General features: G+C 70.8%; 21 protein-coding genes. 13 read left to right on the forward strand and 8 right to left on the reverse strand.

From position 1 onward, the window contains the following. Nucleotides 1-246 precede the first annotated feature (246 nt). From AB4078_RS07560 to AB4078_RS07590, 7 genes are all read left to right on the forward strand, one after another. Nucleotides 247-1,665, forward strand: coding sequence for a dihydrolipoyl dehydrogenase family protein (locus AB4078_RS07560; RefSeq protein ID WP_441976604.1), 1,419 nt, complete (start codon nt 247-249; stop codon nt 1,663-1,665). A gap of 275 nt (nt 1,666-1,940) precedes the next feature. After that, nucleotides 1,941-2,273 (forward strand): DUF427 domain-containing protein, encoded by a 333-nt coding sequence (locus tag AB4078_RS07565; RefSeq protein WP_440732854.1) that lies wholly within the window; start codon nt 1,941-1,943, stop codon nt 2,271-2,273. A gap of 14 nt (nt 2,274-2,287) precedes the next feature. Beyond that, nucleotides 2,288-3,154: an ABC transporter ATP-binding protein gene (locus AB4078_RS07570; RefSeq protein WP_441976605.1), complete on the forward strand. Its 867-nt coding sequence runs from the start codon at nt 2,288-2,290 to the stop codon at nt 3,152-3,154. A 1-nt stretch (nt 3,155) separates the two neighbouring features. Beyond that, nucleotides 3,156-3,842, forward strand: coding sequence for an ABC transporter permease (locus tag AB4078_RS07575; RefSeq protein WP_441976606.1), 687 nt, complete (start codon nt 3,156-3,158; stop codon nt 3,840-3,842). Then, complete coding sequence (locus tag AB4078_RS07580) at nt 3,839-4,582, forward strand: ABC transporter permease (RefSeq protein WP_441976607.1); 744 nt, start codon at nt 3,839-3,841, stop codon at nt 4,580-4,582. The genes AB4078_RS07575 and AB4078_RS07580 overlap by 4 nt, the downstream gene beginning before the upstream one ends. Before the next feature lie 35 nt (nt 4,583-4,617). Then, the gene (locus tag AB4078_RS07585) at nt 4,618-5,535 is read left to right on the forward strand and encodes an ABC transporter substrate-binding protein (RefSeq protein WP_441976608.1); all 918 of its coding nucleotides are present in this window, start codon (nt 4,618-4,620) and stop codon (nt 5,533-5,535) included. A gap of 100 nt (nt 5,536-5,635) precedes the next feature. Further along, nucleotides 5,636-6,178, forward strand: coding sequence for a type 1 glutamine amidotransferase domain-containing protein (locus AB4078_RS07590; protein WP_441976609.1), 543 nt, complete (start codon nt 5,636-5,638; stop codon nt 6,176-6,178). Between the two features lie 58 nt (nt 6,179-6,236). Here the strand turns inward: AB4078_RS07590 and AB4078_RS07595 are convergent, their stop codons facing one another. Continuing rightward, complete coding sequence (locus AB4078_RS07595) at nt 6,237-7,022, reverse strand: alpha/beta hydrolase (RefSeq protein ID WP_441976610.1); 786 nt, start codon at nt 7,020-7,022, stop codon at nt 6,237-6,239. 157 nt (nt 7,023-7,179) lie between these two features. Next, the gene (locus AB4078_RS07600; RefSeq protein ID WP_441976611.1) at nt 7,180-8,628 is read right to left on the reverse strand and encodes an aminobutyraldehyde dehydrogenase; all 1,449 of its coding nucleotides are present in this window, start codon (nt 8,626-8,628) and stop codon (nt 7,180-7,182) included. Nucleotides 8,629-8,728: 100 nt separating this feature from the next. Between AB4078_RS07600 and AB4078_RS07605 the strand changes: the two genes are divergently transcribed. The 4 genes from AB4078_RS07605 to AB4078_RS07620 all read left to right on the forward strand — a co-directional run bounded on the left by AB4078_RS07605 (nt 8,729) and on the right by AB4078_RS07620 (nt 11,609). Further along, nucleotides 8,729-9,196 (forward strand): Lrp/AsnC family transcriptional regulator, encoded by a 468-nt coding sequence (locus tag AB4078_RS07605; RefSeq protein ID WP_440732861.1) that lies wholly within the window; start codon nt 8,729-8,731, stop codon nt 9,194-9,196. Between the two features lie 111 nt (nt 9,197-9,307). Then, a complete protein-coding gene (locus AB4078_RS07610; protein WP_441976612.1) occupies nt 9,308-10,702 on the forward strand; it encodes an NAD(P)/FAD-dependent oxidoreductase in 1,395 nt (464 codons plus the stop codon). Next, the gene (locus tag AB4078_RS07615; protein WP_441976613.1) at nt 10,699-11,049 is read left to right on the forward strand and encodes a cupin domain-containing protein; all 351 of its coding nucleotides are present in this window, start codon (nt 10,699-10,701) and stop codon (nt 11,047-11,049) included. Before AB4078_RS07610 ends, AB4078_RS07615 begins: the two co-directional genes overlap by 4 nt. 86 nt (nt 11,050-11,135) lie before the next feature. After that, entirely contained in the window at nt 11,136-11,609 is a 474-nt protein-coding gene (locus AB4078_RS07620) for a VOC family protein (protein ID WP_440732864.1), read from the forward strand. 173 nt (nt 11,610-11,782) lie between these two features. Here the strand turns inward: AB4078_RS07620 and AB4078_RS07625 are convergent, their stop codons facing one another. Next, on the reverse strand, nt 11,783-13,447 hold the full coding sequence (locus AB4078_RS07625; protein WP_441976614.1) for a PucR family transcriptional regulator ligand-binding domain-containing protein: 1,665 nt from the start codon (nt 13,445-13,447) through the stop codon (nt 11,783-11,785). A 112-nt stretch (nt 13,448-13,559) separates the two neighbouring features. Between AB4078_RS07625 and AB4078_RS07630 the strand changes: the two genes are divergently transcribed. Then, nucleotides 13,560-15,059: a CoA-acylating methylmalonate-semialdehyde dehydrogenase gene (locus AB4078_RS07630; protein WP_441976615.1), complete on the forward strand. Its 1,500-nt coding sequence runs from the start codon at nt 13,560-13,562 to the stop codon at nt 15,057-15,059. A 55-nt stretch (nt 15,060-15,114) separates the two neighbouring features. Beyond that, nucleotides 15,115-16,518 carry an aspartate aminotransferase family protein gene (locus AB4078_RS07635; RefSeq protein WP_441976616.1) on the forward strand — a complete coding sequence of 468 codons (1,404 nt, stop codon included), beginning with the start codon at nt 15,115-15,117 and terminating at the stop codon, nt 16,516-16,518. Nucleotides 16,519-16,646: 128 nt separating this feature from the next. Here the strand turns inward: AB4078_RS07635 and AB4078_RS07640 are convergent, their stop codons facing one another. The 5 genes from AB4078_RS07640 to AB4078_RS07660 all read right to left on the reverse strand — a co-directional run bounded on the left by AB4078_RS07640 (nt 16,647) and on the right by AB4078_RS07660 (nt 22,441). Further along, nucleotides 16,647-17,270 (reverse strand): histidine phosphatase family protein, encoded by a 624-nt coding sequence (locus tag AB4078_RS07640; RefSeq protein ID WP_441976617.1) that lies wholly within the window; start codon nt 17,268-17,270, stop codon nt 16,647-16,649. 167 nt (nt 17,271-17,437) lie between these two features. Beyond that, nucleotides 17,438-18,832 carry an amidase gene (locus AB4078_RS07645; protein WP_441976618.1) on the reverse strand — a complete coding sequence of 465 codons (1,395 nt, stop codon included), beginning with the start codon at nt 18,830-18,832 and terminating at the stop codon, nt 17,438-17,440. A gap of 173 nt (nt 18,833-19,005) precedes the next feature. After that, nucleotides 19,006-20,625, reverse strand: a complete 1,620-nt coding sequence (locus tag AB4078_RS07650; RefSeq protein WP_441976619.1) for a dipeptide ABC transporter ATP-binding protein — start codon at nt 20,623-20,625, stop codon at nt 19,006-19,008. Continuing rightward, nucleotides 20,622-21,488 (reverse strand): ABC transporter permease, encoded by an 867-nt coding sequence (locus AB4078_RS07655; protein WP_441976620.1) that lies wholly within the window; start codon nt 21,486-21,488, stop codon nt 20,622-20,624. Before AB4078_RS07655 ends, AB4078_RS07650 begins: the two co-directional genes overlap by 4 nt. Then, on the reverse strand, nt 21,485-22,441 hold the full coding sequence (locus AB4078_RS07660) for an ABC transporter permease (protein ID WP_441976621.1): 957 nt from the start codon (nt 22,439-22,441) through the stop codon (nt 21,485-21,487). The genes AB4078_RS07655 and AB4078_RS07660 overlap by 4 nt, the downstream gene beginning before the upstream one ends. Nucleotides 22,442-22,468 lie beyond the last annotated feature (27 nt).

Raw genomic sequence — 22,468 nt, forward strand, 5'->3', positions numbered from 1 at the left:
GTGTGCGTCGCGCCGGCGATCCGGCGCGAGCAGTTCCCTCACGGTACGGACGTCATGTTTCGGCCAGACGCACGGTTGGTTGCCCCGCTGTTTCGCGCGCGATCGGGACGGAGCCGCCCCGTCGTCTCGCGGGATAGGAGCGGAATCTGACGAACCCGTGAGGAATCCTCGCCCGGCCGCGGGCGTTCTGCGAGGGTGGGACGGAGGTTGCGTCACCCCCACCGCACCGCGATCGGAAGGCTCCTGATGACCGACGAATACGACCTGATCGTGCTGGGCGGCGGCCCGGTGGGAGAGAACGTGGCCGACCGCGCCGTGCAGGGCGGGCTCACCGCCGTGATCGTGGAGAGCGAGCTGGTCGGCGGCGAATGCTCGTACTGGGCGTGCATGCCGTCGAAGGCGCTGCTGCGCTCGCCGCAGGCGCTGCGCGCGGCACAGCACGTCGGCGGCGCGGCGGAAGCGGTGACCGGCCGCCTCGACGTGCGCGCGGTGCTCGACCGGCGCGACTCGTTCACGAGCCACTGGCAGGACGACGGCCAGGTTGCCTGGCTCGATTCCGCCGGGATCGACCTCATGCGCGGGCACGGACGCCTGAGCGGTGAACGCAAGGTCGCCGTCACCCAGCCCGACGGCAGTGTGCGCACCCTCACCGCTCGGCACGCGGTGGTCATCAGCACCGGATCCGATGCCGCGATCCCCCCGATCCCGGGGCTGCACGAGGCGAACCCGTGGACCAGCCGCGAGGCCACGAGCGCCGAGGAGATCCCCGCGTCGCTCGTCGTGATCGGCGGCGGCGTGGTCGCCGTCGAGATGGCCACCGCCTACGCCTCGCTCGGTGCTGAGGTCACCGTGCTCGCCCGCAGCGGACTGCTCGGATCCGTCGAGCCGTTCGCCGGCGAGCTCGTCACCGAGGGGCTGCGCGCGCTCGGTGTCGACGTGCGCACGGGCGTCGTCACGAAGAGCGTCTCGCGCGACGCCGACGGGGTCACCGTCACGACGGACGGCGGCGACGTGCGTGCCGCGGAGATCCTCGTCGCGACGGGCCGCACGCCCCGCAGCGGCGACATCGGGCTCGAGACGGTGGGGCTCGCCGCGGGCCGGTATATCCGCACCGACGACACGCTGCAGGTGCCCGGCGTGGACTGGCTCTACGCCGTCGGCGACGTGAACGGCCGCGTGCTGCTCACACACCAGGGCAAGTACCAGGCCCGCGCCGCGGGCGACGTCATCGCCGCCCGCGCGAAGGGCGAGCCGGTCGACGACGACCGCTGGGGCCGGCACGTCGCGACGGCGGACCACACGGCCGTGCCGCAGGTCGTCTTCGGCGAGCCCGAGGTCGCGGCCGTGGGCGTCACCGCTGCGGCCGCCCGCGAGGCGGGCCACCGCGTGCGCGAGGTCCAGGTCGAGTTCTCCTCCGTCGCCGGCGCTTCGCTGCACGCCGACGGCTACAAGGGCCGCGCGCACATGGTCGTGGACGAGGACCGGCAGGTGCTGCTCGGCGTGACCCTGGTCGGATCCGATGTCGCGGAGCTCATCCACGCCGCCACGATCGCGGTCGTCGGCGAGGTCCCGCTGGCCCGGCTCTGGCACGCGGTGCCGTCGTATCCGACCATGAGCGAGGTGTGGCTGCGGCTGCTCGAGGCCTACGGGCGGCAGACCGCCTGAGGGCTGCCCCGTCCCCGTGGTGCGGCCGGTCTTTCTGGTTTCAGAGCGCGCAAATGGCTCCATTCGGGCCCCGGATCCAGCCATTTGCGCGCTTTGAAAACATGGATGGTCCGGTCGGAGCGGGAATCCCGGCGGATGTCGGTCTGTTTCCGATGTGGCGGGCGTTCTTCATGGATGTCGGAGGCTTGGCCTACTGTCGGAAGGGCGCCGTGGCGCACACCGGGCAGGCGCACGCGGACGCACGTGTCTCATCGATCTGAACAGGACGGACGAGCATGCAAGCAGTATTCGAAGGACGAGTCGTCGCGAACGCCGATGACGCCGATGTGGTGCTCATCGAGGGCAACAGGTACTTCCCGCCGACGGCCGTCACCGAGGGCGTGCTGCAGGAGAGCCCCACGCCGTACACCTGTCCGTGGAAGGGCGAGTGCCAGTACTACTCGCTCCGCGTGAACGAGCAGGACCACAAGGATCTGGCGTGGGCGTATCCGCACCCCTACCCGACGGCCATCGAACGGGTCGGCGTCGACTTCTCCGGCTACGTCGCGTTCGACCGCAAGGTCGAGATCCGCGCGGGCGACGTGCCCCAGGAGGGGGCGCTCCCCTGAGGGGCGGGACCGCGATGATCGAATTCCGCTCCGTCACGAAGACGTTCCCGGACGGCACCCGCGCCGTCGACGACTTCAGCCTGGTCATCCCCGCCCGGCAGACGACCGTGCTGGTCGGCTCGTCGGGATCCGGCAAGACCACACTGCTGCGCATGATCAACCGCATGGTCGAGCCCAGCTCGGGCGCCGTCGAGATCGACGGCGAGAGCGTGCTCGAGGGCGACCCCGTCGCCCTGCGCCGGCGCATCGGCTACGTGATGCAGAACTCCGGACTCCTGCCGCACTTCAGCGTGATCGACAACGTCGCCACGGTGCTGCGCCTGAACGGCGTCGCTCGGCGTGAGGCCCACGTCCGCGCGCGCGAGCTGCTCGACACCGTCGGCCTCGACCAGGCGCTCGCCGACCGCTATCCCAGCCAGCTCTCCGGTGGACAGCAGCAGCGCGTCGGTGTGGCACGCGGGCTCGCCGCGGATCCGAACATCCTGCTGATGGACGAGCCGTTCGGCGCCGTCGACCCGATCGTGCGCACCGAGCTGCAGCAGGAGCTGCTGCGTCTGCAGCGCGAACTGGGCAAGACCGTGGTGTTCGTCACTCATGACATCGACGAGGCGCTGCTGCTCGGCGACCGGATCGTGATCCTCGGCAAGAGCGCCCGCATCGTGCAGCAGGGCACGCCGGACGAGATCCTCGCCGCTCCCGCCGACGACTTCGTGGCCGCGTTCATCGGCGCCGACCGTGGACGCCGCGCACTGCACCTGCGGGAGACCCCGCACGGCACGGTCGTCGTCGATGCCGACGGGCGTGCCCAGGGCACGCTCGTGCAGTCGCCCGCGGATCTCCTCGATGCGCATCCGCCGCAGGCGGCGGACGAGGTCGGCTGACATGACCTGGATCATCGACAACCTCGGGCTCATCGCGAGCCTCGCCGCCGTGCATCTGCAGCAGAGCCTGATCGCTCTCGTGCTCGGGGTCGTCGTCTCGGTGCCGCTGGGGTGGATCGCCTGGCGGTACCGGCTGGTGCGCGGCCCCGTGATCGTGCTTACCGGCCTGCTCTACACGATCCCCTCCCTGGCGCTGCTCATCCTGCTGCCGGCGCTGCTCGGCTACTCTGCCATCAGCCCCACCAACCTCATCGTGGCCCTGGCCATCTACAACGTGGCGATCCTCGTCCGTGCGGTCGCCGACGGGCTCGACTCGGTCGATGCCGATGTGCGTCGCGCCGCGATCGCCATGGGCTACGGATCCGGACGCCGGTTCTGGACCGTCGACATGCCGCTCGCGGGCCCGGTGATCCTGGCCGGCGTGCGCGTCGCCGCCGTGTCCACGATCGCCCTGGCCACGGTCGGCATCCTGGTCGGCGTGCAGAACCTCGGCTACCTCTTCACGAATGGACTCGACCGCCGCCTCATCGAGGAGGTGTTCGCCGGAGTGATCGCGGTGATCCTGCTCGCGCTCGTGATCGACGCGCTGCTCGTCGTGCTCGGCCGCGTGCTGATGCCTTGGCAGCGCAGCACCCGCCGGGGCACGCGCAGCAGCCGGTCCGCCGTCGCAGTCGGGGGTGCCGTATGAGCCTCTTCGCCGACGCGATCCGGTGGCTGCTCGACCCTGCGCAGTGGACCGGCTCCTACGCCCTTCCCGTGCTGCTCGGCCAGCACCTGCTCTACACGGTCGTGTCGGTGCTCGTCGCGAGCCTGATCGCCGTGCCGGCCGGCTGGGTGATCGGGCACACCGGCCGTGGACGCGAGGTCGCCGTGGCGATCTCGGGCGCCGCGCGTGCGATCCCCTCGTTCGGACTGCTGATCCTGCTCGTGCTGCTGTTCGGCGTGCTGCAGGTGCCGGCGGCCGCGCTGGTGACGCTCGTGCTGCTCGCGATCCCGTCGCTGCTCGCCGGTGCGTACACCGGGATCGAGGCGATCGAGCCCCGGGTGATCGACGCGGCGAAGGCGATGGGGATGACGCCGTGGCAGGTTTTCTGGAAGGTCGAGTTCCCGCTCGGTCTGCCCCTGCTGGTCGGCGGCCTGCGCGCGGCGACGCTGCAGGTGATCGCGACCGTGACGATCGCGGCCTGGGTGAACCTCGGCGGCCTCGGCTACCCGATCATCCAGGGCATCCCTCTCGGCCGCTTCGACCAGGTGCTCGCGGGGGCCCTCCTCGTCGCGGCGCTCGCCCTGATCGCCGACCTGCTGTTCGCGATCGCGCAGCGCGCCGCCGTCCCGGCCGGTGTGCGTGCGGCCGGCGGTCGCTCCGAAGCCGAACCCCACGCCCGCGGGCGCTCCCTGAGCCTGTCGAAGGCCGCCGCACGCACCTGACCTGCACCGACTCCCCCACCGAAGAGAGGCACACCATGTTCACCGCTCGCATCACCCGCATCGCCGCTGCCGCGACGGTCGCGGCCGCCGTCGCGCTCGCGCTCAGCGCCTGCAGCTCCAGCAACCCGCTCGACAAGCCCACCGCGACCGGCGGATCCGGCTCCTCCGACACGGTCGTGATTGGATCCCAGGCCTATTACTCGAACGAGATCATCGCGGAGATCTACGCGCAGGCCCTCGAGAAGGACGGCGTGAAGGTCGATCGCAAGTTCAACATCGGCCAGCGCGACGCCTACATGCCCGACGTCAAGTCCGGCGCGATCAACCTGTTCCCCGAGTACACCGGCAATCTGCTCGAGTACCTGGGCGGCAAGGCCGACACGAACAGCCCCGACGACGTGTACGCCGCGCTGAAGAAGGCCCTGCCGTCGGGCCTCACCGTGCTCGACTACGCGAAGGCCGCCGATCAGGACACCTACACGGTGACCAAGGCGAACGCCGATAAGTACAGCCTCGAATCGATCGCCGACCTCTCGAAGGTGCCCGCGCCCGTCACGGTGGGCGCCGCGCCCGAGTTCGAGAAGCGCCCGTACGGCCCCGCAGCCGCGAAGACCCTGTACGGCGTCGACCTGGCGTTCTCGGCCACCGGCCAGACCACGCTCGAGGCGCTGAAGGCCGGCACCGTGCAGGTCGCCGACATCTATTCCGCCGACCCGGCGTTCGCCAGCGGTGACCTGGTCGCGCTGAAGGATCCGAAGAACCTCATCCTTCCGTCGAACGTCGTGCCGATCGTGAGCGCGAACGTCGCCGACAAGGTGTCGAAGGCGATCAACGCGGTGAGCGCGAAGCTCTCGACCGAGGAGCTCGTCAAGCTCAACGTGCAGAGCACGGCCGACAAGAAGCAGCCGGCCGACATCGCCAAGGCCTGGCTCAAGGAGCAGGGCCTGAGCTGAGGCTCGAACCAGTGACAGGCGGCGGCCCCGGAATCCGATCCCGGGGCCGCCGCCTCGTCTCCGTGCCAGCGACGTCGTCATCGCCACTCCGGGCGGACGGGTGCCGCCGGTCGACCCGGGATCGCTGAACCCCGATGTCGTCGGCGACGCGGAGCGGGTGACGGAGTTCCGCGCATACCTCGAGACGGTCCGGTCTGCCCTCGACCACCCGATCGCACTGGACGCGGTGTCCGTCGCCGACTTCGCGGCGGTCGTGCTGCCGGGCGGCCACGGTCCGATGGCCGATCTCGCGTTCGATGCGGATCTGGGCCGCATCCTCGCCACCGCCGACACTGCAGCCCTCCCGATCGCGCCGTTCTGCCACGGTCCGGCGGGCCTGCTCAGCGCCACCACGACCGACGGCGGGTTCGTCTTCGCCGGGCGGACTCTCACCGTGTTCACCGACGAGGAGGAGCGCACCGGCGGTCTCGGGGCGAACAGTCCGTGGTTCGTCGCGACGACCCTGCGCGACCGCGGTGCGACCGTGCAGGATGCGGATCCGTGGACGTCCCACGTGGTGCGGGACCGCAACCTCATCAGCGGCCAGAATCCGCAGTCCAGCCACGCGGTCGCCCAGGCTCTGCTCGAGGTGCTGGCCGGCTGAGCCCGGCGAGAGGCGGAGCGGGTGGCCCGGGCGGAACCCGAGCCACCCGCCTCGTGCGTCAGCCGTGCAGGGAGAGATGCCGCGCGAAGAACCGCGCCGCATCCTCGCCGGCATGCGCCGGAACGCCGGTGTGCCCGCCGAGGTTGGCCTGCAGGGTCTTCTCGGCGGATCCGAACGCGTCGAACACGTCGAGCGACCGCTGTCGGTCGTTGCCTTCGTCATCCCACTGCAGCAGCACGTGCAGCGGGATGGTGACCTGACGGGCCTCATCGAACATGGCGCGCGGCACGTAACTGCCGGCGAACAAGCCGGCGGCCACGATGCGCGGCTCGGTGCGAGCCAGACGGATCCCGATCGCGAGCACGCCGCCCGAATAGGCGACCGGGCCGCCGATCTCAGGAAGGGCGAGCACCGCGTCGAGCGCCGCCTGCCATTCGGGCACCGTGCGCTCGACCAGCGGCAGCACCAGCCGGTCGATGACGTCCTCGCTCGGGCGTTCGCCGGCGTCGAGGGCCCGCATCAGGTCGGCGCGGGCGCTCTCGAGCTCGGGCAAGGCCGGACGCGTGCCGTTGCCGGGCATCTCGAGAGTGACCGACGCGAAACCCAGCTCGGCGGACGAGCGTGCCCTGTCCTCCAGGCGAGGGCGCATCCGGGCGAGCCCTGGCCCGCTCGGATGGCCGAGCAGGATCAGCGGGGCAGGATGCTCCACGGAGGCGGATTCCGGCAACCAGAGGATGCCGTCGATCCCGTCGAGGGTGAAGTCGCGCTCGATGATGCCGTCGCGATGCGGTTCGGAGGCGAGGCGCCTCTCGGAGGTGAAGGTGAGTTCAGGGGCGATGTTCATGGTCGTGCCTTTCGGGAGTGCGCATATACGGCGCTCCCGGGCGACCTATCGCCCGACCGTGACCCCGAGGAGGAGCACCCACGTCGATTCGTTCATGGGTATCACCTCCTGTTCTCGTGCCAGCACGGCGTAGGCGACAGTAGCATCTCCGCCGGAGTCAGTCGAGGGCGCTCATCACGTGCTTGATGCGCGTGTAGTCGTCGAAGCCGTACTGCGACAGGTCCTTGCCGTAGCCGGAGTGCTTGAAGCCGCCGTGCGGCATGTCCGACACGAACGGGATGTGCGTGTTGATCCACACGCAGCCGAAGTCCAGATCCCGCGAGAATCGCATCGAGCGGGCGTGGTCAGTGGTCCACACCGAGGATGCCAGGGCGAACGGCACGTCGTTGGCGTACGCCAGCGCCTCGTCGTCGTCCTCGAAGGACTGCACGGTCAGCACCGGCCCGAAGATCTCGCTCTGCACGGCCTCGTCGTCCTGGCGCATGCCCGAGACGATCGTCGGCTCGAAGAAGTAGCCGACGTCGCCCTGCCGCTTGCCTCCGGTCTCGATCGTCGCGTGCGCCGGCAGGCGATCCACGAAGCCCTGCACCTGGGCCAGCTGCGCCGCGCTCGAGAGCGGGCCGAAGAACACGCCCTCCTCGTGCGGTGCGCCGGTGCGGGCGTGCGTGCGCACCCTCTCGACGAGCGCCTTCACCAGTTCGTCGTGCACCGAGGCGTGCACGATCACGCGGGTGGCCGCGGTGCAGTCCTGGCCGGCGTTGAAGAAGGCGCCGGTGACGATGCCCTCCGCGGCCTTGGCGATCGACGCGTCCGGGAACACGATCGCCGGAGCCTTGCCGCCGAGTTCGAGGTGCACGCGCTTCACATCAGCCGCGGCCGACTCGGCCACGGCCATGCCGGCCCGCACGGATCCGGTGATCGCGACCATCTGCGGCGTCTTGTGGGCGACCAGGGCGGCACCCGTGCTGCGATCGCCGAGCACGACGTTGAGCGTGCCCGCGGGGGTGTGCTCGGCGACGATCTCGGCGAGCAGCAGAGTGGTGAGCGGGGTGGCCTCGGCCGGCTTCAGCACCACCGTGTTGCCCGCGGCCAGAGCAGGCGCGATCTTCCACACGGCCATGTTCAGCGGGTAGTTCCACGGGGTGACCTGCCCGATCACGCCGATCGGCTCGCGGCGCACGTAGGAGGTGTGTCCCGCCATGTACTCCCCGGCGGCCCTGCCTTCGAGGCTGCGCGCGGCGCCCGCGAAGAAGCGCAGCTGGTCGACGGACTGGTCGATCTCGTCGGCCACGAGGTTCGGGCGGGGCTTGCCGGTGTCCTGCGACTCCAGGTCGGCGAACTCCTCCGCGCGGGCCGCCATCGCGTCCGCGATCCGGAACAGTGCGAGCTGGCGGGCGGCGGGGGTGGTGTCGCGCCAGACCGGGAAGGCGGCGGCCGCGGCGGCGTAGGCGGCGTCGACGTCGCTCTGGTCCGAGATCGGCGCCTGACCGTACACCTGCTCGGTGACGGGGTCGATCAGGTCCATGCGGCCCTCGCCGTGGGCGGCGACGGAGCGCCCGCCGATGAAGTTCTGCAACAGTGCTGTTTCAGACAGTGTGCTCTGCATGCTGATCAGGATAGGTGAGAACCAACGAAATCGGAAGAAATCTGCAACAGATTCTGCGAAATCAGTTGCAGAGCGTCGTTCAGAGTGTCAAGATCATCACATGAGCGACAAGCCGAAGGTGCCGGTACTGGACGACGTGTCGAAGCGGATCATCGAGCTGCTGCAGGAGGACGGTCGTCGGCCCTACGCCGAGATCGGACGAGCCGTGGGTCTCAGTGAAGCAGCTGTGCGCCAGCGCGTGCAGCGGCTCACCGACAGCGGCGTGGTGCAGATCGTCGCGGTGACCGATCCGCGCCAACTCGGATTCTCCCGCATGGCCATGCTCGGCATCCGCGTCGATGGGGATCCGCGTGTCGCCGCGGAGGCCATTGCGAATATTCCCGAGATCGCATATGTCAATGTGACCCTCGGATCCTTCGACATCCTGGCCGAGGCCATCTGCGAGAGCGACGAGGATCTGCTGGCATTGATCGCGACGCGGATCCGCACCATCGAGGGCGTCTCGCACACCGAGTGCTTCCTCTACGCGGGGCTCCACAAGGACCTCTACAACTGGGGAACGCGGTGATCCGCTGAGCCCCCGCTCTCCCCGACCCGGCCGCATCGCGGCTCCGGGGCGCCCCGTCGCGCCCTGAGAACCACCTCTCCACCCCTTCCACCTCCGGACAAGGAATCAGTCATGGGAACGACCGTCTTCGAGCGACGGCAGCCGAGCGCATCGGTCATCGAGCGCTCTCTCGAGAACACGGTGCACGGCGCCTTCTGGCTCGACGACGTCGAACGCCCCGCCTACCCGCAGCTCACGGGTGAGGTCCGCGCCGACCTCGCGATCGTGGGCGGTGGCTACGCCGGCCTGTGGACCGCGATCCGCGCCAAGGAACGCGACCCGCAGCGCACGGTGGTGCTGCTCGAGGCGAACCGTGTGGGCTGGGCCGCATCCGGCCGCAACGGCGGGTTCTGTGAGGCGAGCCTCACGCACGGCGAGGAGAACGGCCTGAACCGCTGGCCGGAGGAGATGGAGCAGCTCGAGCGCCTTGGCCTGGAGAACCTCGACGGCATCCAGGACGCAGTCGAGCGCTATGGGATGGACGTGGACTGGGAGCGCACGGGCCAGATGGCCGTGGCGGTCGAGCCGCACCAGATCGAGTGGATGGAGGGGGATGACTACCTCGACCAGGCCGCCGTGCAGGCCGAGGTCGCCTCGCCGACGTACCTGGCCGGATCCTGGAACCGTGAGGGCTGTGCGATGGTGCACCCCGCGAAGCTCGCCTTCGAGCTCGCACGTGTGGCCACCGAGCTCGGCGTGCAGATCTTCGAGCGCACACGAGTCACAGAGCTCAGCGGCAAGGGCGTGCAGACGGTCGCGGCCGAGAGCGGCTCCGTCGTCGCCGACCAGGTCGCCCTCGCCACGAACGTGTTCCCATCGTTGCTCAAGCGCAACCGGCTGATGACCGTGCCGGTCTACGACTACGCGCTGATGACCGAGCCACTCACCGCGGAGCAGTACGACGCGATCGGCTGGAAGAACCGCCAGGGTCTCGCCGACAGTGCGAACCAGTTCCACTACTACCGCCTGAGCGCCGACAACCGGATCCTGTTCGGCGGCTACGACGCCGTCTACCACTTCGGCGGCAAGGTGCGCGAGGAGTATGAGGAGCGCCCGGAGAGCTTCCGCAAGCTCGCCTCGCATTTCTTCACGACGTTCCCGCAGCTCGAGGGGCTGCAGTTCACGCACCGCTGGGCCGGCGCGATCGACTCGTGCAGCCGGTTCTGCGCGTTCTTCGGCACCGCGCGTGGCGGACGCGTCGCATACGCCACCGGCTTCACCGGGCTCGGCGTCGGCGCGACCCGGTTCGCGGCGGATGTGATGCTCGACGAGCTCGCGGGGCTGACCACCGAGCGCACGCAACTGGAGATGGTGCGCACCAAGCCCATTCCGTTCCCGCCGGAGCCGGCGGCCTCGATCGGCGTGAACCTGGTGCGCGCGGCGATGAACCAGGCCGACCACAACAACGGCAAGCGCAACCTGTTCCTGAAGACGCTGGACGCGGTCGGCATGGGGTTCGACTCATGACCGCGTTGCCCGCCGCGGGGCACGCGGTGACCGACGCCGACCTGGGCCTCGCGCACGCGCCGCTGCCCGCGGACGAGGTCGTGGCCGGCTCTCCCACGACGGCGATGGCCGTGCTGGATGACACCGGCGACCGCGAGATCGGCATCTGGGAGATGACACCGGGCACGGCGCGCGACACCGAGGCGGACGAGCTGTTCGTCGTGCTCTCGGGCCGGGCGACGATCGTGTTCGAGGATCCGTCGCTGCGGGATCTCCAGGTCGGTCCCGGATCCGTGGTGCGCCTCGCCGAGGGCATGCGGACGACGTGGACCGTGACCGAGACCCTGCGCAAGGTCTACATCGCCTGAGCCTTCCCGGAGGCCTTTCCGGCCGGCGGATCCGGGAATACAATCAGCGCGGGGAACTCATTCGCGCGCCCAAGCGGCGCGGCGTTGTGCTGGGCCGACGCGAGGATGACAACACCCCGGAGCTGGGGCTCATCATGTTCGAGAAACTCATGGCGACGGCCGTCCTTCCGGCGACGGACCTCGATCGCGCCAAGGGATGGTGGCACGACGTGCTCGACCGGGATCCGGTCGACGTCGATGTCGAGTCGGGGAACGTGTTCTACGACGTCGGCGGCACCGTGGTGCTGGTGTACCTCACCAGCTTCGCGGGCACGGCGAAGAACACCGCGCTCAACCTCGTGACCGACGACATCGACCGCGACGTGGCGGCGCTGCGCGCCCGAGGGGTCGAGTTCCACGAGTACGACTTCCCCGGGCTGAAGACCGTCGACGGCATCGCGGAACTGGGAGACGAGCGGGCCGCATGGTTCAGCGACAGCGAGGAGAACATCATCGCGCTCGGCCAGCCCTCGCCCGAGATGGTGGAGCGCGTGATGGGCGGGGCGCACGCGGCCGGGTGAGCCACGGATCCCGATCCCGGACTCTCCCCTGACGCTCGCTGGTCGCGAATTGCCGTCATTCCGCTGTCATGGCAGCAATTCGCGACCAGTGAACGGACGCGCCGGGCGGATCCGGGCGCCGGAAGTCGTGCGCCCAGCACTCCCACCGCCCCGCGCTCCTCGCCGTCGCTTCGTCAGCGCCCCTGCGCGAGCAGCGCCAGGTGCAGGGCCGACAGTGTCTCGCCGTCGTCGAGATCGGCGCCGAGCAGGTCCGCGATGAGGGTGAGGCGCTGGTAGAAGACCGAGCGGGACAGGTGCGAGGCGGTCGCCGCCGCGGTGCGGCTGCCGGGGTGGGCGACCACGGCGCGCAGCACGCGAAGCAGGTCGCCGTCCGTGGCGTCGTCGTGGCGGATCAGTGGAGCGAGCAGGCGCGCGCTGTGCTCCTGGAGTCGGTGGTCTCCGCTGAGCTCGGCGGCCAGGCGCGCGAGGGGCCGGTCGGCGACGCGCAGCACGGCACCAGGTTCCGCCTGACGAGCGAGGCGCCGCACGACGGGAATCGCCGCGAGCAGCTCCGCGGTCGTCGTGGCGGGATCGCTGATGGCGCCGGTCCCGAGGTCGTCGAGGAGTGAATCCGGCAGCCGCGTGCCGGCCAGCGAGACGAGCAGGATCCGCTCCGCGCCGACGTCCGCGGACAGCGTGCGCGCGTCCCCGGATCCGGGTCGCGTCGGATCCGTGACGATCTGCACAGCCTGTGACGATCCGCGCGAGTTCTCGCCGGATCCGTGTGCAGATCGTCTCATCGTGTGCGGATCGTCACGCACCGCGGATCCGGGCGATCCGGTGCGTGCCCGCGCGGCTCCGGGTTGTCCGTCGCCGCCCGCCGCGGACACGGCGACGTACAGCGTGCGACCGTGCAGAGGGAAACCCGACGCCTCCAGGCGTGCTTCGATGTCGGCGACCGACACATAGCGCTCGCCGAGGAGCGCCGCGATCAGCCCCTCCGCGCGCAGCCGGGCCCAGGCGCCCTCGCCGTCCGCCAGACGTGACAGCGCCAGTGCCGTGGCCGCCTGCTCGAGCACCGTCGCGGGCCCGGCGGGGTGCGGCGGCCCGGGCAGGGCGACCAGCTCGCCCCACTGCGTGCCGCGGGCGGCCACCGGCACGCGCGTCCACTCCGGCGGAAGCCGACGCGACCGCCCCGTCCAGCCGGCGAGCAGCTCCGCCTCGGCGAGGTCGAACGGGTCGGCGACCACGACCTCGTGCGCGAGATCCTCCAGCACGACGGGCGCGCGCAGCGCTCGCGCGGTCTCCCGCACGACCACCTCGACCGGCGCCCCGCGCAGACTGAGCCCGGTGAACAGCTCGTGCAGTCGCTGCCGCTCCTGCAGCGCCCCGACCTGGCCTGCGATGATCCGGCGGTGCACCTCCTCGGTGACCGCGACGAACTTCACCTCGCGCTCCAACGTCACGAGCGCGAGGTTCCGAGCGCGGCACGCCGCCACGAGCGGCGGGGGCACCACGGCGAACCGCGTGCCGAGCTCCAGCACGATTCCGGCGAGGCCCGCATCGGCCAGCTCGTCGACGAGCCGGGCGAGGGCGTCGGCGGCGCCGGGCCAGCCGGCGCCCGTCGTCAGGAGCAGCTCGCCGCCGTCCAGCAGCGCCGCGACCCGGTCGCTGTCGGACACGTGCACCCAGCGCACCGGCACGTCGACGGATCCGGCCAGCAGCTCGGGGATCCCGGCCTGCAACGAGGCGACCTCGAGGGCGTCGGCGACCGTCGGGAGCCCGGGGTCGCGGTCCGTCGAGAATCGGTCCGGACGATCTGTCCGATCCGTTGCGAAGTCCAGACGATCTGCGGGCACGGATCCATCCTCTCCTTTGCCAGCATGGGAGAGCAAGCCCGCGGGTGCGTCCGATCAGAGTGTCCGGATCCGTGACCCGCACCATCGAACCCCACGACCCGAGGAGCATCGCGTGACCGTGATCCGCCACTTCATCGACGGAGCCGACACCGGCGAGACCGAGCGCACCGGCCCGGTGTACAACCCCGCGACCGGCGAGGCGCACCGCACCGTCGCGTTCGCGAGCGTCGGCGAGGTCGAGCAGGCCATCGCCGCGGCCAAGGCCGCGCTGCCGGCCTGGCGGGCGACGAGCCTCATCAAGCGCGCCGACGTGTTCTTCCGCCTGCGCCAGATCCTCGCCGAGCGGACGCCCGAGCTCGCTGCGATCGTCACGAGCGAGCACGGCAAGGTGCTCTCCGACGCGGCCGGCGAGGTCTCCCGCGGCATCGAGAACGTCGAGTTCGCTGCCGGTCTCGTGCACCTGCTCAAGGGCGAGCGCGCCGAGCAGGTCGCGCGTGGCGTGGACGTGCACTCGGTCAAGCAGCCGGTCGGCGTGGTCGCCTGCATCACCCCGTTTAACTTCCCCGTGATGGTGCCGCTGTGGATGGTCGCCTCGGCGATCGCGTGCGGCAACACCGTCGTGCTCAAGCCCAGCGAGAAGGACCCGTCCGCGGCGATCTGGCTCGCGAAGGCCTTCCAGGAGGCCGGGCTCCCCGACGGCGTGCTGAACGTCGTCAACGGCGACAAGGTCGCGGTCGACACCCTGCTCGACTCGCCCGACGTCAAGGCCGTGAGCTTCGTCGGATCCACCCCGATCGCGAAGTCGATCTACGAGCGGGCCTCGGCGAACGGCAAGCGCGTGCAGGCCCTCGGCGGCGCCAAGAACCACATGGTCGTCATGCCCGACGCCGACATCGACGGCGCGGCAGCCGCGGCGGTCTCCGCGGCTTACGGCTCGGCCGGCGAGCGCTGCATGGCGGTCTCGGTGCTGGTGGCCGTGGGCGAGGTCGCGGATCCGCTGATCGCCTCGATCACTGAGAAGGTGCAGAACCTGCGCATCGGCGACGGCACCGACGCCGCGAGCGAGATGGGGCCGCTGATCACCCGCGAGCACCGGGACCGCGTCGAGTCGTACGTGACCGGTGCCGAGGCGGAGGGCGCCACCGTCGTGCTCGACGGCACGAAGCGCGTCGCCGCCGGCGAGCGCCTCGACGAGAACGGCTTCTTCACCGGCATCAGCCTCATCGACGGTGTGAAGCCCGGCATGAAGCTCTACGAGGACGAGATCTTCGGCCCCGTGCTCGGCGTGGTGCGCGTCGACAGCTACGCGGAGGCCGTGGAGCTCATCAACGCCCACCAGTTCGGCAACGGCGTCGCGATCTTCACCCGCGACGGCGGCACCGCCCGCCAGTTCGAGTTCGACATCGAGGTCGGCATGGTCGGCATCAACGTGCCGATCCCCGTGCCGGTCGGCGCGTTCTCGTTCGGCGGCTGGAAGGCCTCCCTGTTCGGCGACTCGCACATCTACGGCCCCGAGTCGATCCACTTCTACACGCGCTCCAAGGTCGTCACCACGCGCTGGCCCGACCACACCCCGGCGCAGGTCGACCTCGGCTTCCCGAGCAACCACTGAGTCCTGAGAACCACTGAGTCCTGAGAACCACTGACGCGGAAAAGGATCCGAGATCATGACCGTCACCACCGAAACCGCGGCCCTGACCGACCGCCACGGCGCCGTGCACGCCCTGCCCGCCGCCGAGGCCGAGGCGCAGGTTCGCGCCGACGACCGCGCGCACGTGTTCCACTCCTGGAGCGCGCAGGCCGCGATCGACCCGCTGCCCGTCGCCGCGGGCGAGGGATCCACGTTCTGGGACTACCAGGGCAACGCCTACCTCGATTTCTCCAGCCAGCTGGTGAACCTCAACCTGGGTCACCAGCAGCCGGATCTGGTCGCGGCGATCCAGCAGCAGGCCGGCCGTCTCGCGACGATCCAGCCGTCGCTCGCGAACGACGTGCGCGGCGAGCTGGCGCGGCTCATCGCCGAGGTCGCCCCCGAAGGTATGGAGAAGGTCTTCTTCACCAACGGCGGCGCCGACGCGAACGAGTACGCGGTGCGCATGGCGCGCACCGTGACCGGGCGTCGCAAGGTGCTGTCGATGTACCGCAGCTACCACGGCTCCACGGCGACGGCGATCTCGATGACCGGCGACCCGCGGCGCTGGGCGAACGACACCGTCGACAACGGCACCGTGCGCTTCTTCGGCCCGTACCTGTACCGCTCGGCGTTCCACTCGTCGACGCTCGCCGAGGAGTCGCAGCGCGCGCTCGAGCACCTCGAGCAGACCATCCAGCTCGAGGGCCCGTCGACGATCGCCGCGATCATCATCGAGACCGTCGTGGGCACCAACGGCGTGCTCGTGCCGCCGCCCGGCTACCTGCAGGGCGTGCGCGAGCTGTGCGACCGCTACGGCATCGTCTACATCGCGGATGAGGTCATGGTCGGCTTCGGCCGCCTCGGCGAGTGGTTCGGCATCGACGCCTTCGACGCCAAGCCCGACCTCATCACCTTCGCCAAGGGCGTGAACTCCGGCTACGTCCCGCTCGGCGGCGTCGTCATCTCCGACCGGATCGCCTCGGCGTTCGACACCGTCCCGTTCGCGGGCGGGCTCACGTACTCAGGCCACCCGCTCGCGTGCGCCGCGGGCGTCGCGACGTTCGACGTGTTCCGCCGCGACGGGATCCTGGAGCGCGTGCGCGATCTCGGGTCCCGCATCGTGGAGCCGACGCTGCGCTCCTGGGCCGAGAAGCACCCGAGCGTCGGCGAGGTGCGCGGCCAGGGCCTGTTCTGGGCTGTGGAACTCGTGCGCTCGAAGGAGACCCGCGAGCCGCTCGTGCCGTTCAACGCGGCAGGTTCCGACGCCGCCCCGATGGGCGCGTTCGTGGCCGCGGCGAAGAAGGGCGGCGTCTGGCCGTTCGTGCACTTCAACCGCACGCACATCGCGCCGCCGCTCGTGATCACCGAGGACGAGCTGGTGCGCGGCCTCGGCGTGCTGGACGAGGCGCTCGACGTCGCGGACTCTTACACCGACTGAGCCCCGGCGGGCGCCTGCGCGGGCCGACCGGGCCCGCGTTCGCCGAGCCTGTCGCAGCACGGATCCCGTCCCCTATCCGGGGGCGGGATCCGCCGTGTTTCGGGGGCGGTCGCGGTCTGCGCCGTCGCTCAGACCGCGACCGGATCCGGCATCGCGGCGCGGTCGACGCGCCAGCCGTCGTCGATGCGCCGCACGGTCGAGACCGACAGGTTCTCGGGGCCGATCGTGAGGTGCGAGAGGTCGGCGCCGAGACCGTGCAGCAGGGTCAGGATCGTGATGCCGCTGGTCACCACGAGCACCTCGGATCCGGCACTCGCGACATCGTGCAGCGCCTCGGTCGCGCGCCGGGCGACGTCGGCGGGGGACTCGGCGAGCGGATCCTCCGCGGCGAGGGCGTCGAGCGTCGCGAAGAACGGATTGTCGGCCGCCACGTGCGCCTGCATGAGCCGGACGAACTTGCGTGCGCGCACGGCCTCGAGCCGGCCGAAGCACAGCTCGCGCCAGCGCGGATCCGACGTCGGCTGCAGGTCGGATCCGGCGGCGACGAGCAGGCGCGCGGCGGTCTCGCGATGCCGGATGCCGTCGCCCGAGAAAGCGACGTCGAACGTGATTCCGGCGGCGGCGAAGTCGCGGCCGCGTTCGGTGGCCTGATCCTGGCCGAGGGCGGTGAGCGGCGCATCGGACCAGCCCTGCATCCGCTCCGCCGCGTTCAGCATGCTCTGCCCGTGCCGCACCACCCAGATCCGCGTCATGGTTTCAGCCTAGGAGAGTGGCAGTTGCCGTGCGCATCCGCTCAGGTCGCAGTATCTGCTGCCCCAGGGGGTGTTTCGGAGCAGAAAGTGCGACCTGAGCGGAGAGGGACGAGCGCGTCGGGCTCGCCGGCCGCTTCAGGGCGGGTCGCTTCAAAGGGCGGGTCGCTTCACACGGCCGGCCACCACGCCGGATCCGTCCACAGCCCGAGCTCCTGCTCGAGCGCGGCACCGACCCGGAACACCGTGGCGTCGTCGAAGGTGCGCCCGACGATCTGCACTCCCGTGGGGACGCCGTTCGGAGCGATGCCCGACGGCACGGCCAGCACCGGCACGCGGCCGATGACGTTGAACGGCAGGGTCATCAGCTGCGCGAACACGGTGTCGCTGTCGGTGCAGGGCTCGTCGGCGGCCAGGCCCGTGGTGGCGATCGTGGGGCAGACGAGCACGTCGTAGTCCTGCATCACCTCCCCGAACGGACGGTAGAACGCCGACTCCGCCTCGAGCCCGGTCACGAAGTCGCCGCTGTTCGCCGCGGCGGCCGCGAACGCCCGCGTGTACGGCATCAGCTGCGCGGAGCGCTCGGGGTCGCCGTCGGCGATGGACTCGATGAACGGCCCCATCACGGCGCCGAAGTGCGGCCAGCTGGTCTCGAGGGTGCGCTGCGGACCCCAGGGCAGCTCGACCTGCTCGACCACGGCGCCCGCGGCGCGGAGTGCGGTGACGACGCCGAGGGTGTTCGCGACGACAGACGGATCCACCGCGTAGCCGCCCAGGTCGAGGCAGACGGCGATGCGCATGCCGGCGAGCGACGAGACCTCGCCGGACACGGTCGCGACCTCGCGCAGTGACGCCGCGTCGCCCGCCCAGGGCCCGGAGATGACGTTCTGCAGCAGCGCGACGTCGGCGACGCTGCGCCCCATCGGTCCGTCCGCGCAGTACGTGTCGGAGTTGAAGGGGGCAAGACCCGGCACGCGCGCGAACGGGGGCTTGAACCCGACGACGCCGCAGAACGACGAGGGGATCCGGATGGATCCGCCGATGTCGGATCCGGTCGCGAGGATCGTGGAGCCGGCCGCGAGCACCGCTCCGGATCCGCCCGAGGATCCGCCCGGGGAGTATGCGGTGTTCCACGGGTTGCGGGTCACGCCCCAGAGCGCCGTGTGGGTGACGGGGGCGCAGCAGTACTCAGGCGTGGTCGTGCGACCGTGCACCACGGCGCCGGCGGCGAGGATCCGGTCCACGATCGGGTGGGTCTCGGCGGCGACGTGGCCGCGCTCGAGCAGGCTGCCCTCCTCGGCGGTACGGCCGGCGATCGGCTGCTCCTCCTTGAGCATGAGCGGGATGCCCTCGAGAGGCCGGGTGGCCCCGCCGTCCGCGAACCGCTGCTCCGAGTCGAGGGCGGTGGTGCGGGCCGCGTCGAGCCACTGCTCGGTGACGGCGTTGATGGCCGGCTCGGTCGCCGCCGTGCGCGCGATGACCGCGTCGAGCAGCTCGACGGGGGAGAGCTCGCGACGGCGGAACCGTGCGGCTGCCTCGGTGGCGGTGACGTGGTGCAGTTCCATGGGGCTTCCTTGTCTCAGATGGGGTCGTTGAGCGAGCGGAGCGAGACGAAACGCAGTGATCTCGTGAGGGCTCCGCGTTTCGTCTCGGTCGCCTTCGGCGTCCTCGCTCAACGACCCCCGGGGGGGGAGGGGAGGAGCGGGCGCCGTCGTTCAGCGACCCTGGAATGGGCTTGTCATCCGGCCGGGACCGGCACGGAGTCCAGCAGCAGGCGGGTGTACTCGTGCTGCGGATTCGTCAGGATCTCGGTCGTCGCGCCGCGCTCGACGATCTCGCCGCGGCGCATCACCAGGGTCTGCTCGCACACCCGGCGAACGACGGCCAGATCGTGGCTGATGAACAGCAGCGTCAGCCCCTGGCGGCGCCGGATGTCGGCGACCAGGTCCAGCACCTGCGCCTGCACCGAGACGTCCAGGGCGCTGGTGGCCTCGTCCATCACGAGCAGATCGGGCTCGATGGCCAGCGCGCGGGCGATCGCGACGCGCTGGCGCTGCCCGCCGGACAGGGTCTTCGGGCGTGCCACCGCGTGCTCCTCGCTCAGGCCGACCGCCGTCAACAGCTCCCGGGCGCGATCCGCCGCGGCCGCCTTGTCGAGGCCCGCATGCAGTCGCAGCACGTCGCCGACCGCCTGGCCGGCGGGGATGCGCGGATCCAGCGACAGATACGGATCCTGGAACACCATCTGCACGCTCTTGGCTCGCGCGAGTCGTGCCTCGCGGCCCGTCGCGTGTCCCGCGATCTCGCGCCCGCCGATCCGGATCGTTCCCGTATCGGCCTGCTCCAGTCCGACGATCATGCGCGCGAGCGTCGACTTGCCGGATCCGGACTCGCCCACGACGGCGAGCGCACCGCCCACCGGGATCTCGAGGGTGGCATCCGCGACGGCGTGCACCTCGCCGCGACCGCGCACCTTGTACGTCTTCGAGACGCCGGCGACCTCGACCATGGCGGAGCCCGGACTGGCCGAGCCCACGGCGCTGTCGGTTCCTGTCAGGCGCGGCGTCGCCGCGACCAGGCGGCGGGTGTACTCGGCCTGCGGAGCGCGCAGCACGTCGAGGGCGGGACCCTCCTCGACCACGGCGCCGTCCTTCATGACGACCAGCCGGTCGCACAGGGATCCGGCGAGGTTGAGGTCGTGCGTGATGAACAGCATGCCCATGCCGCGTTCGGCGCAGAGCTCACGCAGCACCTGCACGATCTCCGCCTGCGTGGTCACGTCGAGCGCCGTGGTGGGCTCGTCGCACACCAGCAGGCGCGGCGACGTGGTCAGGGCGCCCGCGATCATGACGCGCTGCAGCATGCCGCCGCTCAGCTCGTGCGGGTGCTGGTGCAGGTGCGCGGCAGGCGAGGGCAGCCGCACGTCGGCGAGCAGCTCGGCGGCACGCGCGCGAGCACGGCTTCGGGACCAACCCTCGTTCAGCCGCAGCGCCTCGGTGAGGTGGTCGCCGATCGTGCGCATCGGGTTGATCCCCGCGCGCGGATCCTGGAACACCATCGCCGCATCCGCGCGACGGATCGCCCGGAGCGTCGCCGGCGCGAGGGGCGAGCGGCCGTCGACCGTGACGGTGCCGCCGATCTCGGCCCGCTCGGGCGTGAGGCCGAGCACGGTGCGCGCGGTGAGCGACTTCCCGGATCCGGATTCGCCGACGAGGCCCACGGTCTCGCCGGGAGCGACGGACAGTGTGATCCCGTGCAGCAGGCGGGTGCCGTTCGGCAGATCGAGCGTGAGGTCGCGGATGTCCAGCAGAGCGGAGGCGGAGTGCGCCGCGGCCGTGTCGAGAAGTGCGGCGGTCATGCGGGGATCTCCCCTCCGATGCGGTCGGAGAGATCCTCGCCGACGATGTTGACGGCCACGACCACGAGCACCACCACGATGGCGGGCGCGATGGCGGGCAGGAACTGGCCCGCGGCGATGCCGGACTGGGCCTCGTTGATCATGGCGCCCCAGTCGGCGGTCGGCGCCTGCACGCCGAGCCCGAGGAAGGAGAGGCCGGCGAGCTCGGCGAGCACGTAGCCGAAGTTCAGCGTCGACTGCGCGCCCACGATCGGGGCGATGTTCGGCAGCACGCGGCGCAGCGCGATCCACGCCCCGCCGAAGCCCTGCACGCGATACGCGGCGACGTACGGGCGGGTGCGCTCGGCGGACACGAGCGAGCGGGTCAGCCGCGCCACGAACGGCGCGTACGAGATGCTCATCGCGATGACCGGGGCGACCAGGCCCTTGCCGAACAGGGCGACGGCCATCATCGCGATGAGCAGCGACGGGAAGGCGAACAGCACGTCGAAGACACGGCCCAGGACGGCGTCGATCCAGCCGCCCCTCCATCCGGCGACCAGGCCCAGCAGGATACCCAGCACGGTGGAGAAGACGACGACCAGCAGCGGGCCGAGGAGGGCCGTGCGACCGCCCCAGATGATGCGGCTGAGCAGGTCGCGGCCGAGGCTGTCCGTGCCGAGCCAGTGCGCGGGGGACGGCGCCGCGTAGAACGCGGTGAAGTCGACGGCGTCCGGGTCGTACGGGGCGACCCACGGGGCGAGGATCGCGGTCAGGGTGACCACGGCGAGGATCACCATGCTGGTGATCACGATGCCGCGGCCGCGCATCCTCTTCGGCATGCGCAGCACGCGCACGGCCAGGGTGGGGGCTGAAGAGGTCATCGGGCACCAGCTCCTGCGGCGGATCGCGGGTCGATCCAGGGCTCGAGGATGTCGATGATCGCGTTCACGACGACGAAGGCCGTGACCACGAGCAGGACGATCGCCTGCACGACGGGGAAGTCGAGGCGGTCGACCGAGCCGACCAGGAGCGAGCCGATCCCGGCGAGGCCGAAGGCCTGCTCGACGATGGAGCTCGCGACGATGAGGCCGGCCACGAGCACGCCGGACACGGTGAGGATCGGGCCCAGCGCATTGCGCAGCACGTGCCGGCGGACCACGGCGAGGCGGGTGATGCCGCGCGAGGTGGCGACCTCGACGTGTTCGCGGTTCAACTGCTCGACCATGGCCGAGCGGGTGACCTTGCCGACGAGCACGATGAACACGATCGCCAGCGCGATCGACGGCAGCACGAGGTGGTAGACCATGTCCCAGAATCCGGATCCGGATCCGAATGAGGGGAACCAGCCCAGCTGCACCGAGAAGATCGCGATCAGCACGATGGATCCGACGAACGAGGGGATCGCGCCCAGCACGGTGAGCGAGATGAGGATCCCGCGGTCGGCGGCGCGGCCCTTGTTCAGGGCGGCGATCGTGCCGCCGACGAGCCCTGTGACGGCGATGATCGTGCCGGCCATCACGACGAGCATGAGGGTGACCGGGAGGCGGTCGCCGAGCACGGCCGTGACGTCCTGGCGGAACTGCAGGGAGCGGCCGAAGTCGCCGTGCAGCACGCCGGCGATCCAGCGCACGTACTGCTCCCACGGCGGCAGGTTCAGCCCGTACTGCGCGGTGACGTCGGCGATCGCCTCGGGCGACGGCTTGCGGCCGCGCAGGAGGAAGCGGATCGGGTCGCCGGGCACGAGGAACCGGGAGAAGAAGACGAGGAGCGAGGCGAGGAAGAGGGTGAGCAGCAGCCCGCCCAGCTTTCCCGCGACGCGGCGGAGAGTGCTCATGGCGTCACCTGTGGGTCTCGGCCGACT

This window comes from Microbacterium sp. 2MCAF23, from assembly GCF_052115565.1.
In the GTDB taxonomy this organism is placed as follows: Bacteria; Actinomycetota; Actinomycetes; order Actinomycetales; family Microbacteriaceae; genus Microbacterium.